This is a genomic window from uncultured Succinivibrio sp., from assembly GCF_902756765.1.
Classification (GTDB): domain Bacteria; phylum Pseudomonadota; class Gammaproteobacteria; order Enterobacterales; family Succinivibrionaceae; genus Succinivibrio.
Genome location: NZ_CACVSS010000007.1, coordinates 15,367 through 30,954, shown reverse-complemented (window position 1 = coordinate 30,954; position 15,588 = coordinate 15,367). Strand labels below are relative to the sequence as shown.

13 protein-coding genes and 4 tRNA genes are annotated in these 15,588 nt (G+C 38.3%); 10 read left to right on the top strand and 7 right to left on the bottom strand.

Annotated features, from left to right (window positions below):
* Positions 1 to 41: 41 nt before the first annotated feature.
* Positions 42 to 1,034: a glucosaminidase domain-containing protein gene (locus QZU45_RS01990; protein ID WP_295350970.1), complete on the bottom strand. Its 993-nt coding sequence runs from the start codon at positions 1,032 to 1,034 to the stop codon at positions 42 to 44.
* 527 nt (positions 1,035 to 1,561) lie between these two features.
* Between QZU45_RS01990 and QZU45_RS01985 the strand changes: the two genes are divergently transcribed.
* Genes QZU45_RS01985 through pseG form a run of 5 tightly spaced genes read left to right on the top strand, consistent with a single transcriptional unit; the run spans position 1,562 to position 6,961 of the window.
* A complete protein-coding gene (locus QZU45_RS01985; protein WP_295350967.1) occupies positions 1,562 to 3,070 on the top strand; it encodes a sigma-54 dependent transcriptional regulator in 1,509 nt (502 codons plus the stop codon).
* Between the two features lie 15 nt (positions 3,071 to 3,085).
* Entirely contained in the window at positions 3,086 to 4,120 is a 1,035-nt protein-coding gene (gene pseB, locus QZU45_RS01980) for a UDP-N-acetylglucosamine 4,6-dehydratase (inverting) (RefSeq protein ID WP_295350964.1), read from the top strand.
* A 5-nt stretch (positions 4,121 to 4,125) separates the two neighbouring features.
* Positions 4,126 to 5,286, top strand: a complete 1,161-nt coding sequence (pseC, locus tag QZU45_RS01975; protein WP_295350961.1) for a UDP-4-amino-4,6-dideoxy-N-acetyl-beta-L-altrosamine transaminase — start codon at positions 4,126 to 4,128, stop codon at positions 5,284 to 5,286.
* Positions 5,287 to 5,979 carry a pseudaminic acid cytidylyltransferase gene (pseF, locus tag QZU45_RS01970; protein WP_295350958.1) on the top strand — a complete coding sequence of 231 codons (693 nt, stop codon included), beginning with the start codon at positions 5,287 to 5,289 and terminating at the stop codon, positions 5,977 to 5,979.
* Positions 5,972 to 6,961, top strand: a complete 990-nt coding sequence (gene pseG / locus QZU45_RS01965) for a UDP-2,4-diacetamido-2,4,6-trideoxy-beta-L-altropyranose hydrolase (RefSeq protein ID WP_295350955.1) — start codon at positions 5,972 to 5,974, stop codon at positions 6,959 to 6,961. The genes pseF and pseG overlap by 8 nt, the downstream gene beginning before the upstream one ends.
* A gap of 602 nt (positions 6,962 to 7,563) precedes the next feature.
* Here pseG and ung read toward each other — a convergent pair.
* Positions 7,564 to 8,256, bottom strand: coding sequence for a uracil-DNA glycosylase (gene ung / locus QZU45_RS01960; RefSeq protein WP_295350952.1), 693 nt, complete (start codon positions 8,254 to 8,256; stop codon positions 7,564 to 7,566).
* A gap of 159 nt (positions 8,257 to 8,415) precedes the next feature.
* Between ung and QZU45_RS01955 the strand changes: the two genes are divergently transcribed.
* The 3 genes from QZU45_RS01955 to QZU45_RS01945 all read left to right on the top strand — a co-directional run bounded on the left by QZU45_RS01955 (position 8,416) and on the right by QZU45_RS01945 (position 11,579).
* Complete coding sequence (locus QZU45_RS01955; RefSeq protein ID WP_074839935.1) at positions 8,416 to 9,156, top strand: Bax inhibitor-1/YccA family protein; 741 nt, start codon at positions 8,416 to 8,418, stop codon at positions 9,154 to 9,156.
* An 86-nt stretch (positions 9,157 to 9,242) separates the two neighbouring features.
* Complete coding sequence (locus tag QZU45_RS01950; RefSeq protein WP_295350947.1) at positions 9,243 to 10,409, top strand: prephenate dehydratase domain-containing protein; 1,167 nt, start codon at positions 9,243 to 9,245, stop codon at positions 10,407 to 10,409.
* A 105-nt stretch (positions 10,410 to 10,514) separates the two neighbouring features.
* Complete coding sequence (locus tag QZU45_RS01945; RefSeq protein ID WP_295350944.1) at positions 10,515 to 11,579, top strand: hypothetical protein; 1,065 nt, start codon at positions 10,515 to 10,517, stop codon at positions 11,577 to 11,579.
* Between the two features lie 54 nt (positions 11,580 to 11,633).
* Here QZU45_RS01945 and QZU45_RS01940 read toward each other — a convergent pair.
* From QZU45_RS01940 to QZU45_RS01925, 4 genes are all read right to left on the bottom strand, one after another.
* Positions 11,634 to 11,717: transfer RNA gene (locus QZU45_RS01940), tRNA-Leu, on the bottom strand.
* 43 nt (positions 11,718 to 11,760) lie between these two features.
* Positions 11,761 to 11,844, bottom strand: a tRNA-Leu gene (locus tag QZU45_RS01935).
* 17 nt (positions 11,845 to 11,861) lie between these two features.
* A tRNA-His gene (locus tag QZU45_RS01930) sits at positions 11,862 to 11,937 on the bottom strand.
* A 23-nt stretch (positions 11,938 to 11,960) separates the two neighbouring features.
* Positions 11,961 to 12,037, bottom strand: a tRNA-Arg gene (locus tag QZU45_RS01925).
* 326 nt (positions 12,038 to 12,363) lie between these two features.
* Between QZU45_RS01925 and QZU45_RS01920 the strand changes: the two genes are divergently transcribed.
* Together QZU45_RS01920 and folD are read left to right on the top strand one after the other, a co-directional pair.
* Positions 12,364 to 13,287 carry a sulfite exporter TauE/SafE family protein gene (locus QZU45_RS01920; RefSeq protein ID WP_295350942.1) on the top strand — a complete coding sequence of 308 codons (924 nt, stop codon included), beginning with the start codon at positions 12,364 to 12,366 and terminating at the stop codon, positions 13,285 to 13,287.
* Positions 13,288 to 14,148: a bifunctional methylenetetrahydrofolate dehydrogenase/methenyltetrahydrofolate cyclohydrolase FolD gene (folD, locus tag QZU45_RS01915; RefSeq protein WP_295350938.1), complete on the top strand. Its 861-nt coding sequence runs from the start codon at positions 13,288 to 13,290 to the stop codon at positions 14,146 to 14,148. It begins immediately after the preceding gene.
* Between the two features lie 86 nt (positions 14,149 to 14,234).
* On the opposite strand, the gene fabV is transcribed toward folD, so the two are convergent.
* Positions 14,235 to 15,431: an enoyl-ACP reductase FabV gene (fabV, locus tag QZU45_RS01910; protein WP_295001409.1), complete on the bottom strand. Its 1,197-nt coding sequence runs from the start codon at positions 15,429 to 15,431 to the stop codon at positions 14,235 to 14,237.
* Positions 15,432 to 15,588: the final 157 nt, after the last annotated feature.

The following is a 15,588-nucleotide window of genomic DNA, read 5'->3' as shown; positions in this document are numbered from 1 at the left end:
GGCAATAATTGCCTACATCCTATCCTCTATAAACTTACATGCTATTTGTATGCCATAAATGCAATTTTTCTTGAAATTGTCTTAAGTTTTTCCGCATAGTTTGGATCTGTTGCGTACCCAGCCTTTTGAATTTCCTCGAAATATTCATCTGGCGAATAACTTTTATCTACAGCATCTTTATATCTTGGATTCTCTTTAATAAACGAAATGTAATCTTTCATACTCTCAAGAACGTCAGAATATTTTCTAAAAGCACTTACTTCATTGACCATTTTTCCATTTCTAAACTCAGGAGATGTCAGTTTTTCGCTATCACCTTTCCAGGAAGAATTTGCCTTGATACCGTAGTAATTGTTTCCGGAAGAAACATGTTTTCCCCAGCCTGTTTCCAGAGCTGCCTGAGCCACAAGAACCAGAGGATTAAAGCCTAAGCCTTCAACAGCTTTAATTGCATAAGGCATCATTTTTTCTACGAAATCCTCATGAGATTCAAAATTCTTCATGGTTTCCGGATCAGGCAGACCTGCATAGAGTTTTCTCAGCTTGGAAATGCTTGCTTCTCCATCCACATGTGAAGAAATGAAATTAGTAAGTTTAGGAACAGATGAGCCTTTAATATGGCCACCACGACCAGATACAGAAAGCTTATCAAGCTCCGCCATCAGTTCCTTGCCTTCGTCGCCTAATGACTTGGCAAACTGTTTGGTCAGAAGATAAGTGATGGAATTCTTGTTGACACCTGCATTTGAAGTCATAGCAGAAACATTCTGCTGAGCAAGCATATCCTCAAAAAAACCGGAATATTTAGAGTGCAGAGGTGAATCAGGATTCAGTGTATCGTTGGATTTACGCATAGCATCAACCCAGTACTGATTAAGCAATGACTGGAACTGCTCTGCTGCGGCCTTAAGAGCCAGAGCCTGAGCCTTCTTATCTCCTAATCCAAGTTTTTTTATCTTGGACAAGTTACGATGATCACCGACCAATCCTATATCAAGATCGGTTTTCGTATTAGCGGATGAAAAATCAGTCATAACTACACCATTGCTGTCTATAATCTTTTTTTTGAGAACAGCAATGTTTATGCCAATTAGAAAAAGAAATGAAATTTACTTGGAAAACGGACTTTAAAAAAACGTTTTTTTGACGATTCAGGCATCAATAATTAATCTTTTTTAAATAATATTTTTTCTTTTTTTGAAAAATTTTTATTTCGTGATACTCTATGAAAAATAAAGAATTTTTTTTGATTCAGACGAAAAAATAAAATTTTTACTCCATTTTTTAACGACATTAATCACATTTATACAATCTAAAATATGTCAAAAATTTGTCAATTTTCCGTACAGATGTATTATTAATAATAAGTCAAAAAAATACATTATTAGGTTGTGATATTCATTCAGACAGTCAAAAAATCAACATCAGCTTCTGAATGGATGCATTTTTAGTCAATATAAATTTCTAATCAGTACAGTCAGATTTCATAACATTCTTATCCAGTGTTATATATCTGTTTAGTTTATTGGGAATGAAATTTACAGATCAATGAAGGTGATACATGCAATTTTCAGGAAATCTCCTAATTCTTGAGAAGGATATTCACAAGCGAGAATCACTCGAAACTATTTTCTCCTTTTTAGGCCTGTCCTGTCAGAGTGGTGACGTAGAAGACTGCATTTCTTACTTCAATGCAGAAGATGCAAACATTGACATCTGCATTCTTGGAGATATAGATAACTTTAATTACGAGGAATTCATTGGAGATCATCCAAATACTGCATTTCTGCTTTGTTCAGAGAATACACAGGATGAACTCAAAGAGCAGACAAATTTCATGGGGAAGATCAGCAATGATCCTAACTACGACGAAATAGTATCTCTGCTCCACTACTGTCAGTCATTCCGCTCAATGAGAAGACTGTCAAGCAAATCAGGTGATGGAGCAACAGCCCTGATTAAAATGCTGGTGGGTCAGGGAAAAGCGATTACAAATGTTAGAAGACTGATTGAACAGGTTGCCCCAAAAGACACTTCTGTTCTTATTTTAGGAGAATCAGGAACAGGAAAAGAGGTCGTAGCAAGAGCAATTCACGAGCTTTCAGACAGAAAAGACAAAGCTTTTGTGCCAGTAAACTGCGGAGCTATTCCTGCCGAACTGCTTGAATCAGAACTGTTCGGCCATGAGAAAGGCGCATTTACAGGAGCAATCAGCGCCCATGAGGGAAGATTCGAGCTTGCTGAAGGAGGGACCATATTTCTTGATGAAATAGGAGATATGCCGTTTCAGATGCAGGTAAAACTGCTGAGAGTTCTTCAGGAAAGACAGTTTGAAAGAGTCGGCTCCAACAAGCCCATCAAATCTAATGTAAGAATCATTGCAGCAACACATCAGAATCTTGAGAAGATGGTTGCAGAAAAAACTTTCCGCCAGGACCTGTTCTACAGACTCAATGTGTTCCCTATTGAAACACCTCCTCTACGAGAGCGTACTGACGATATTCCGCTTTTAGTTCAGGAATTGGTTAATCGTCACAGCAAAATTCAAAAAGCAACGGTACGATTTACGCAGAGAGCAATGCTTCAGCTGATGTCATGTCCTTGGCCAGGAAATGTCAGAGAACTGTCAAATATAGTTGAAAGACTATTGATCCTTCACCCCAATGAAATCGTAGATGTTCCAGATCTGCCTTTAACCTATAGAGGAGGAAAACTTGAGGACGATCCTTATGAGGAGAGAATGGCCCTTTTGGATAACTTCTCTGTTCCTCTTCAGGGAGACGAGCTTCAGGAAGAAGGATTCTTTGAAGATAATGACAACAGACCAATTGATCTGCCTCCTTTACCTGTAATTGAAGGCGAAAGAGATATGGCTCAGGCCTTCATGCCTACGCTGTCTCCAGAAGGAATCAATCTTAAAGATATGGTTGCAAGCATTGAAATCAGTATGATCAAACAGGCATTAAGTCAGAGCAACGGTGTTGTTGCAAAAGCATCAGAGGTCCTTGGATTAAGAAGAACAACTCTAGTTGAGAAAATGAAGAAATACGGAATTGCCGCTGCAAACTAAAGGAAATACGTTTAAATGAAATATAATAAGGAATTGGAAGAATTCTTAAAAAACAAAACTATTTTAATTACCGGCGGTACAGGTTCCTTTGGTAATAAGTTCGTTGATAAGGTCATTAAAGACTACAGCGTGAAGAAAGTTATAATCTATTCTCGCGATGAACTAAAACAGTATGAAATGTCCCAACGCCTTTCAGAATACTCACAGAAACTCCGTTTCTTTATCGGCGATGTCAGAGACCTCGAGAGATTAAAGCTGGCAATGAAAGGCGTTGATATCGTTATTCACGCTGCAGCTCTAAAACAGGTACCAGCTGCAGAATACAATCCAATGGAATGCATAAAAACCAATATCAACGGAGCCAACAACGTAATTGAAGCTGCTATGACAAACAGCATTCAAAAGGTTATAGCGCTTTCCACTGATAAAGCTGCCAATCCAATTAATCTTTACGGAGCCACAAAGCTCTGTTCAGATAAGCTTTTCACTGCAGCTAACAATCTTGTAGGAGAAGGTAAAACCAGATTTGCAGTTGTACGTTACGGAAATGTTTCTGGTTCTAGAGGCAGTGTTGTTCCTTTCTTCAGAAAACTAAAAGAACAAAATGCAGAATTTATTCCTATTACAGATATGGAAATGACTAGGTTCTGGATTTCTCTGGAACAGGGCGTTGAGTTCGTTCTCACCAGTCTTTTAAGAATGCATGGAGGAGAAATCTTTGTACCAAAGATTCCATCCATCAGAATTACAGATCTGGCTACAGCAATTGCACCTGAGATTCCGCAAAAGGAAATTGGTGTAAGACCAGGAGAAAAAATTCATGAACTGATGTGTGCCAGAGATGATTTTCAGCATGTAATCGAGTTTGATGATTTCTTTATCATCAGACCTTCGATCGTCACCTTCTCAAATTCAGGTCCACTTAGATACCTGACTACAGAGTTAGGCGAAAAAGGATGGCCTGTAATTAGAAATTTTGAATACAATTCTCACACCAATCCTGACTACATGGATATAGAACAGATTAGAGAATTTCTAAAGAAGGTCTAGATAAAATGATCCCTTACAGCACTCAGACAATTGAAGATGATGATATAGATGCCGTAAATAGTGTTCTTCGCTCTCCTTATCTTACCTGTGGACCGGCCGTTAGTGATTTTGAAGAACAGACCGCAGCCTATGTTAACGCAGGCTATGCTGTTGCAGTAAATTCCTGTACATCTGCCCTGCATATTGCAATGCTTGCCTTAGGGGTAAAATCATCAGACCGTGTCTTTGTAAGTGCCATTAGCTTTGTTGCTTCAGCTAACTGCGCCCGTTATCTTGGAGCCGAGGTGGATTTTATTGATACAGATAAATACACCGGAAATCTTGATGTTAATCATCTGGAAGAAATGCTTATAGAAGCAGAAAAGCAGAATCGCCTACCTAAAGTGGTAGTAGCAGTCCATCTTTCAGGAAGGCCTGTGGATCTTGAGAAAATATACGCATTAAAACTCAAATATGGATTCTATCTGATAGAGGATGCAGCTCATGCCCTTGGCGCTGTTTATAAAGGACATAAAATAGGAGACTGCTTCTATTCTGATATAACAGTCTTCAGCTTTCATCCGGTAAAAATCATCACTACCGCAGAAGGTGGAATGTGTCTGACCAACAATGAAGAACTGTACAGAAAAATGCGACTCTTTTCCAGCCACGGAATAGAACGAGATTCAATTTATATGACAGATCAAAGCAGACCAAACTATTATTATGAGATGCAGTATCTAGGATTCAACTATCGTATGTCTGATGTCCATGCAGCACTAGGAATATCTCAGCTATCAAAGGTTGATGATTTTCTTGCCAGAAGGCGAGAGTTTGCGAAGGACTGGGAAGAATTACTTTCAGCGGATAAAAATCTTACCCTGCCGGTTGCTGATACCGAAAACTCTATAAGCTCCTGGCATCTTTATCAGGTAGGTATTCCTTTTGGCAAACGTGATTATGTATACAACACATTAAGACATCGTGGTATATGCGTTCAGGTTCATTATCTGCCTATCTATAAGCATCCATACTATCAGAGTATAAAGAACTACCCTACGCTTCCAGGGGCAGAGTATTTCTTTGAAAGAACTCTTTCACTTCCTCTTTATCCAAAATTAAAAAGACTTGATCTGCAGATGTGTGCTGCCACTCTGTTGGGGTTGATTGATGAGAAGAAGATTTAGATGAGTATTTATGCCTGTATTCCTGCCAGAGGTGGTTCAAAAAGGATTCCCCATAAGAATGTAAAGGATTTCTTGGGAAGGCCTTTAATTTCTTATCCAATTCAGGCCGCCCTTAATAGCGGTATTTTTAAAGATGTAATTGTATCTACGGATGATCCCGAGATTGCAGAGATTTCAGAAAAGTATGGAGCAAAGGTTCCATTTATAAGAGACAAGTCTCTTGCAGATGATTTCACGGGAACATTCCCTGTTACCGTAGACGCTTTCAAAAAAATACAGACAATCGATCCTGAAATTGAAGCAATCTGCTGCATATATGCAACAGCTCCATTACTGACAGCAGAGCATTTAGCACATGCCTACAAAGATTTTACAAACAACAGATGTGACTGTGTCATGTCTGTATGTGAGTTTTCTTTCCCAATTCAAAGAGCACAGATAATAGACCAAAATGGTTATCTCAATTACCGTGAGCCGGAATTCGCCCCTCGGCGCTCACAGGATCTGCAGAAATGCTATCAGGATTGCGGACTCTTTTATTTCTATTCAAAAGAAGCCATTGAAAAGAATTCTGTAAAAACAACAAGACCTTTTATCATGCCAAGATATCGGGTTATTGATATAGATACCCCTGAAGACTGGAAAATGGCATGTGCTATGGCAAAAGCAGTTAACGATCTGAATTATGAATAAAAAACTTGTGGTCGTTCTTAAGGCAGATTCCCAAATCGGAACCGGTCATCTTATGAGAGTAAAAGGCTTACTGCCTTATTTTAATGATTACAATCTATATCTTTGTGCAGATTCTCTTTCAGAAGAACTTATACCACAGTGTAAAGAGTATCAGGATATAATCGTAACCAATAAAGACAGACTGTCTAGTGCAGTTCTTTCCCTTAATCCAGATCTTGTCATAGTTGATCATTACTTTCTAGATGAAGAATTTGAGAGTCCTATCTATGAAAAGGCAAAAGTTGTAGTCATTGATGATCTTGAGAATCGTCGCCATAAATGTCATCTGCTGATAGATCAGTCTGAAGGCAGAACCAGATATAAGGAGCTAGTACCTCCTGACTGCAGACTGTGCCTAGGTTATAAATACAACTTTATAAAAAAAGACTTCTTTGAAATTAAGAAAACCCAAAATCCCTACTCCCACCCAAGAGTTCTTGTCAATTTCGGAGGTGCAGATCCCGTTCATGGATGTAAACTTGTAGCAAAAGCTATCATTAACGGTGAACTATATAAGAAATATGTATTTACGATCATCAGTGGGCTTTCCAATCCTGATTATAATGACATCAAAGAGATACTTTCCAATAACAGTCAAATCACACTTATCAGAAATTCAGACAACCTCCCACAGGTATTCTCTAATATGGATCTAGCTATAGGAGCCTGCGGTGGAATGTTCAGAGAAAGAATTGTGGCAGGACTTCCATCTGTCAATGTTGAAATAGCAGATAACCAGGCTGGAACCTGCAAAGGTATTGTTGAAAAATATAACCTTGGAGAATGTGCGACAGTAACCGACCTGAACAACCCAAAGCATATTAAAGATAAACTTGACAAGCTTATCCATAACTATGATGCATTCGAGAAAAACTGCAGAAACTTTATCAAAGAGAGGGGTATTGAGAATATAGTTAGAGAGATTCGTAATCTATTAAAATAGAAAAGGATGAGTACCATTTTAGATACTCATCCATCAATTCACCTTTATGAAAGCTATCATCTTGGATGGTTCAATTTGGGGAAGAAACCATCTAAACTACATAGCGTGATCATGTTATCAAAAACGAAAACTCAATTTAGCGACATTCGTCACATTTTACTTAAATAAAAGTAAGATTTTCTCAATTTCACATAAAATTTTTTGGTCTAAACTTAGCTTATAAATTTTATATTAACTATTTGTAATATAAGATTTATTTTTTAATTTACAGAGATAATGACACTTTTTTGATTTTTGTATTTATATAAAAATATTCAGATTATAAAGAAAATTTGTCTATATATTTTTTGACAAAAATATACAAATCACATTGAAAGGGATGATTACAAATACCAACCAAATGCTAACTGTCGGAGATAAAAAAAGAAAAAAGATAATTTAGTATACTGTAAAATTTTCACGAAAACGTTTTAATAATTTTAACTATTTAAAGATCTCTGATAATAAAAGGCAATAAATTACTATGATAATAAAGCATATAAACAATGTTTTTATAAAAATCATCGTTTGAGCTTTTATAATATTTCAATAAAAAACCGTTCTCAAAGTTCCTCTGAACCATCCAGAAAAAGAGGTAATCTCCAGTCAATTGGAGAGATATACTTTGATAGAAGATACTGATTGGTTCTTGAAAAGTAATGATTACCAAAGAACCCTCCTCTGTTAGCTGATAGAGGACTAGGATGAGCGCCAGTAAGAATCAGGTGCTTTGAAGGATCAATCCTGGAGCCTTTTTTCTGAGCATATCCTCCCCACAGGATAAAAACCAGGTTATCGCATTTCTCATTTAATGTCATAATGACATCATCTGTAAACTCCTCCCATCCGATACCTCTATGAGATCCAGCCATATTCTCGTCAACGCTCAGCACCGCATTTAGCAACAGAACACCTTGTCTTGCCCATGGAATTAGATTGCCGTGATTAGGGATCTCAAAACCAGGGATATCGGACTGAAGTTCCCTGTAGATGTTTCTTAGACTTGGAGGAATAGGAGTTCCAACAGGAACCGAAAAACTCAGTCCCATCGCCTGACCTTTTTCGTGATATGGATCCTGGCCAATAATGACAACCTTTAGTTTTGAAAATGGGGTATAGCTAAAAGCATTGAACAGATCTTTCTGAGGAGGAAAAACATTTATTCCTTTCTGACGCTGCAGTTTCTGATAATTATAAGCATGAATGAAGGCATCAGTTTTTTTCAATGGACCAATTATATCTTTCCAGTTGCTCATAGATATTCCTTAGTAACTCTAACTCACAAAAATCGATTATAAGTATAATGGGAAATCTTTAATTCTGTATAATTTCAAAATAAAATAAACATGCATACTTTAAAAACACAAAAAAGATCCGCATATATAAAATATGACCATTAAGTTAAGGAGAATATAATGCAGTCATCTAATCCAGCAATTTCTGCAATGAGAAACGCTGCCGGTGTTTATAACTTCGGAGGTGTAGAAGCAGGTGCTACCATTTCTGGTACAACCACAAAATCAATTCTGCTGGTTGGACTTACCATGGTTGTTGGCTATCTGGCAATGAACTATACCTTAGCACAGATATACAGTGGACAGGGAATTTCATCACTGCTCATGTACGGCTCAATTTTTGGAGCCCTGATCGTTGCATTTATAACCATTTTTAAACCAAATGTTGCTCCTATTACAGCTCCAATCTACGCTGTTCTTGAGGGTGGCGCACTAGGAACTCTATCAGGTGTATTTGAATTCCAGTACCCTGGCATCGTAACCACTGCTGTAATGTCAACTTTTGTAGTTGTTATGACAATGCTATTTTTATGGAAGTACAAGATTGTTGTTCCAACCCAGAGATTCAAGTCAATCATCACTGGTGCTGTTACTGGTATTTTTGTACTTTACATCATTCAGATTGTATTCTCATTATTTGGAGGCAGCCTAATCCCACAGACAGGACCAATTTCAATTATCGTTTCACTAATTGTCTGCACAGTTGCAGCATTCAGCCTGATTCTTGATTTTGAGAACATCCAGATTGCTGTTGACGAGGGCTTACCAAAGCACTTTGAATACTACAATGCATTCTCTCTGCTGGTAACTATCTGCTGGCTTTACATTGAAATTCTTAAACTTCTTTCAAAGAAAGAGTAAAAAAATCGATCAAATTAATGCAGACACTATGTCTGCATTTTTTTTGTTGTAAAATACAAAAAAAGTTAATCAAAATAAGGATGATCATGCGAGATTTACTGCAGTGTAGAGATGATATAGACAGCATTGACAGACAGATTCTGGATCTTCTTGAAAAAAGAATGGACGTAGCTAAGGATATTGCAGAATACAAGTTATCACACAATCAAAGTATCACAGATACATCTCGTGAACATATAAAGCTGCAGAAACTTAGAGAACAGGCAAAAGAACACGGTCTTCCTGCGTCCTATATTTCCGATCTTTATAAATTGATCATGAAAAACACCTGTTCAGTTGAACAGCAGCACATTATTGCAAAAGCAAACAGTTCTACCATCGTAAGAGATACTTCGATAGCCCATTTAGGTTCAACCGGTAGCTATTCTCACGTTGCAGCTATGCGGTTTTTAGATGGTTTTAAAGGAAAAATCACAGCAAGCGGATGTGATACTTTTGAACAGATAGTTGGACAGGTTGAAACAGGCAAAGTTGAATTTGGAGTTCTTCCAATTGAAAACTCAAGTTCAGGATCAATTAACGACGTACTTGATGTTATACAGAATACTACAGCCTCAATTGTCGGTGAACTTTTTGTTCCGATTGATCACGCTATTCTTGGTAATACGACTGCAAAACTTGAAGATATAACTGACGTATATTCTCATCCACAGCCAGTTGCCCAATGTTCAAACTGGTTAAAAGATATTCTTCCAAAGGCCACTATTCACTATACAAAAGCAACCTCCGAGGCAATGAATATCATCAGAGATATGAACTCACCTCACCATGTTGCAATTGGATCTCACATGGCGGCAAGTTATTACAATCTTGTTCCAATTGTTGATAACATTGCAAATAATACCAACAACTATACAAGATTCATTGTAATATCAATGACGCCTATAGTTGTACCATCAACAATTCCAGCCAAAACCTCTCTATCCTTTGGGGTTCAGAAATATACCCCTGGATCACTGATCTCTGTTCTAAATGAAATATCAAAGCATCAGATGAATGTAACAAAGATTATTTCAAGACCAAGACTTGATAAAAATAAGGAAACCTGGGAGGAGATATTCTTTGCGGATATCGAAGGAAATCTGTCTTCACCAGAGATGCAGGATATTCTTGAAGATGTAAAACCATTCACATCCTCATTAAAGGTTTTAGGCTGTTATCCTAATTCAGAAGAACAGAACAAACAGCACTGATTCCGAACAATCTAACATACAAAAAAAACAATACTAGACAGCAGACAGGTAACATATCATGACTGTCTGATTATTTTTGCAATATGACTGAGCCAGAGGTATTTTATGCCATCCAACAATCTTCAGAATATACTTAAAATACTTCACCGTCAGCCTTCATCTCAGGTTGTATTATGTAAAATACTAAACCTGAGCAAAGCACAGATTCACAAGCTTACCAATAACCTGCTTGAAGCAAAACTTATCGATAAACACGAAGATACAGACTACAAAAACAATCTAGGTAGACCAAGACAGATCCTGAAGATATCAGATAATATGCAGTACTGTACAGTACTTATTATTCATACTAGGTCTGATTTTTCTGCACATGTCTATGTTTTCGGGCACAAAAGAGAACTGGCAGCAGTTACTCTGCCTCATGTGGAGAGTGCAAAAGAGTTTGCAAAAACCATAGATGTTGCTGTTGATACCCTAACCAAAAACTGTTTTATAAGCAGAGCTCTCATTAAATCAATTGTGATTGCAACTCATGCCACGGTTGAGCAGGGAGAGAAAGGTGTCATGTACAGAAACAATAATCTTACTGACGAGAATATTCTTTTAGGCCAGATTGTGTACAAACAGACAAAAATAAGAACCTTTATTTACAATTTTGCCTATGGAACCCTTCTAAAATTAAAAAACAGTTCAGAAATCGACACGGAGAACGCGCTCGTTATTAACAACGGAGAAGGATCTGTTGCTCTGGGAATATTTCTTAATGGAGAAATTCAGCTTGGTAAAAACTGTTCATTCCCAGAGTGCTCTCACCTGCCCTATCCTCACGGCTTTGAAAAATCACTTGGAAACTACGGAGAATATACAGAGGATGCACTGTATTTTGCGATCAGTGTAATGGCTCCAATTTATAATCTGTCAAATGTCATTATTACCGGAAACTGTTTTAAAGAACATCTCGATACACTTGAGAGTATAAAAGAAAGATTAAAGGCACAATCCGATCCTAGACTCCATAACATTGAGCTTACATATAGAAAGATTTCGCTAAAGGACTGTATAGATGAGATGGTCTATCTGAGTTTTGACACACTTGTTGATGTACTAAACCCACAGATGACCAAACAAAATCTGCAGACAATAGTGTCAAAAATCAAATACACAAATTAGAAATGAAAAGAAGTTTGCTTCTTAATATTTAGAATAAAAAAGGGAAATTAAGGATGGTGCGGGAGAAGAGACTCGAACTCTTACACCATAGGCGCCAGAACCTAAATCTGGTGCGTCTACCAATTTCGCCACTCCCGCAAAATTGTAACTTTGAAGAATCTTAAGAACCGAAACACCTGGATGGTGCGGGAGAAGAGACTCGAACTCTTACACCGAAGGCGCCAGAACCTAAATCTGGTGCGTCTACCAATTTCGCCACTCCCGCAAAATCAGTGCTTAAGATGGGGTGGCTAGAGGGGCTCGAACCCTCGACAACCGGAATCACAATCCGGGACTCTACCAACTGAGCTATAGCCACCATTGTATTAAATCATTGAGCGTTGGCGCGTCCTAGAGGAATCGAACCTCTGACCCACAGCTTAGAAGGCTGTTGCTCTATCCAACTGAGCTAAGGACGCAAAGGTAAGGAAATTAGGACTAAACCTAACACCACACTTCATAACGCTGAAGTGATTTAACGGTGTGATATGATACAAGAGAGATATGAGTACGTCAACAAAAATTTTGACTTTTTTCTCATTTTTAACTTTCCTCTTTCTATCAATATAAGATAAACGTCATTTATATCGGATCTAATACCGACCCCAGACGCAATTCGTAGTAACAATACTTTTCCAGTTTTCTCAAAAAAAATCTCTTAATACACAACTCTTTTAATCATCATTATTAAATTACTGTAAAATAGCCTTGTTTTTTTAGTTATTGATAAATAAAAGGAGGGAAAATGATTTTAGGTATTCCCCTATATGAACTAATTGAAACAGTTATTATTCTTGCTTTATGTGGTGTTGTGGCAGGATTTTTAGCAGGATTACTTGGTGTTGGAGGAGGAATCATCTTCGTTCCTTGCTTTACCTTTGTATTTACTGTTTTCTTTAAGGCTCCACTGAGTGTTGCAGTAATCATTGCAACCGGAACTTCCCTGCTGTGTATGATCCCCACATCTATATCTGCAGCAAGATCCCAGAATAAAAAAGGTAACACCGATATAAATGTTATAAAAGCATGGTCAGTCGCAATGCTAGTTGGTGTATTTGTAGGAATCATGATTTCTAAATTCCTAGGTGGAGCATGGCTGACAATTCTGTTTGGCGGCGTGATGATTTTAAACTCAATCAATACTCTATTCAGAGCAAAGGCAAAACCTGCATTTGACAGTCTTCCAGGAAAATTTGGTCAAAACTGCATTGCCTTCTGTATTGCATGTTTCTCATCAATGCTGGGAATCGGTGGCGGTACCCTCACAGTACCTGTATTAAATGCCTGTTCTGTACCTCCACATAAGTCAATTGGAACTTCCTCCGCAGTATCACTATTTGTCTGTGTTCCTGGAGCTCTACTGATGCTTTTCACCAATCTAAACTCTACTCCAGCAGGTGCTCCTTTAGGAACATTTGGTCTTGTGAATGTTCTAGCTGCAGTATGTGTTGTTCCAATTTCTTATTTCTGTGCACCACTTGGAGTCAATATTGGTAAAAAAATAGCTCCTGTAACATTAAAACGCATTTTTGCTGTAGCTTTGTTTATAATTAGCGCAAACATGCTGTACAAAGGAATAACTTACTACACTAAGGTTTCTCAAACTCAGGTTGTACAGCAGATTGAAGAAACAGCCCCTGAACAATCGCAGTTTATCGAGGAGAAATAAATGACAGCCCAAATCATTGACGGTAAGAACATTGCAAAACAGTTAAGAGAAGAACTCAGAAAAACTGTAGACGCTAAGGTTGAAAAAGGTTTCCGCCGTCCTGGTTTGGCAGTCGTTCTTGTTGGTTCTGATCCTGCCTCTCAGGTTTATGTCAGAAATAAAAGAAAAGCCTGTGAAGATGTTGGAATCAAATCCTTTGCATACGATCTTCCTGAAAGCACCTCTCAGGCAGAGCTGGATGCTCTAATTGAAGAACTGAACAATAATCCAGAAGTCGATGGAATATTAGTTCAGTTCCCTCTCCCTGCACATTTGGATGAATCAAGAATTGTTGAACTAATCTCCTCTGAAAAGGATGTAGATGGTTTCCACCCATACAATGTCGGACGTCTTGTCCAGAGAATTCCGTACATCTGTGCCTGCACTCCTCATGGCATCATGACCCTTCTAAGGAAAACCCTTGGAGATGATCTCAAAGGATTAAATGCCGTAGTTGTAGGAGCCTCTAATATCGTAGGCAGACCAATGGCTCTTGAACTACTGTTGGCAGGTTGTACAACAACAGTTACCCACAGATTCTCTAAGCCTGAAGATCAGAAGGCTCTGATTAAGAATGCAGATATTCTGGTTGTAGCTGTTGGAAAGGCTAAATTCCTAGATGGAGATCTGGTAAAAGACGGGGCTACAGTGATTGATGTCGGTATCAACAGACTGCCAGACGGAAAATTATGTGGTGATGTGGATTTTGAGAAGGCATCTCAGCACGCAGCCTACATTACACCTGTCCCTGGCGGCGTAGGACCTATGACTATTGCAACTCTAATGCAGAATACTGTTACCTCATATCTGAGCAGAGTTTAGCTTCTTCGATTAGGAGTCAAAAATAATGCCAGCGTCGTACTATACTGCTGGCATTTTTATTTTTAAAGAAACTCTCTTTCTTAGAATTAAAGCATATTCTCAAGGTTATCCATTGGAACATCTGGATTTACGTCTGCTGCGTAATCAACACCTTCCACATCGAAACCGAACAGCTGTAGGAACTGTTTCTTGTAGTCAGCATAGTCTGACATCTCAAACAGATTCTCTGTTGTTACCTTAGGCCATAATTCCTTGCACTTGCTCTGAACAGAATCACGAAGCTCCCATGAGTCCATACGGATACGGTTCATATCATCAATTTCTACTTTCTTTGAATAGATTTCAGAGAACATTCTGTAGATATGCTCGATTACTGATTCGTAAATGCCCTGCTCTCTCATAACCTTGAAGCAAAGAGAAATATATAAAGGCATTACAGGAATAGCTGATGAAGCCTGAGTTACAACACTCTTAAGAACAGCAACCTTTGCCTCACCGCCAACAGAAGCTAATCGCTCTGAGTTTGCCTTGGCTGCTCTATCAAGATCTTCTTTGGCTTTACCTAAAGCACCATGCCAGTAGATTGGCCATGTAATTTCTGTTCCGATATAGCTGTATGCAACAGTCTTGCATCCTTCTGCCAGAACATCTGCATTCTTAAGAGCCTCTATCCACAGTTCCCAGTCCTGTCCGCCCATAACCTTTACGGTATTCTCAATCTCTTCCTGAGTTGCAGGCTCTAGAGATGCTGTGATAATCTCATTTTTATTGGTGTCAATTGCTGTTGAGGTGTAGGTCTGTCCGATTGGCTTTAGTGAAGAACGAACAACTTCACCTGTCTGAGGCATCTTTCGAACAGGGGCAGCTAGAGAATATACAACAAGGTCAACCTTACCAAGGTCTTCCTTAATAATCTCAATAGCCTTATTACGACACTCATCAGAGAAGGCATCACCATTAATGTTCTTTGCATATAATCCAGCTTCCTTTGCATATTTTGTAAATGCACAGGTATTGTACCAGCCTGCAGAACCAGGTCTCTTCTCTGAACCAGGCTTCTCAAAAAATACACCTAAAGTAGCAGCGTTAGAGCCAAATGCGGCACTGATACGTGAAGCCAAACCATAACCAGTTGAAGCACCGATTACTAAAACTTTCTTAGGACCGTTTGCTACAGGACCTTTCTTTTTAACTAATTCAATCTGATCTTTTACGTTTAAATCACAACCTGTTGGATGAGTTGTAACACAGATAAAACCACGTGCCTTTGGCTCGATAATCATGAAAAATATCTCCTTTAATGAGCGTATTTATAAAAACTGCAGAGATTTTATCATATTTTAAACACAACGACCGCCAATGCGTCACAAACACTGTGATATGCCGTTTAAAACCGCCTCTTAGAACCATTATTTAGTGTATAATTCTCCGCTAGTACAT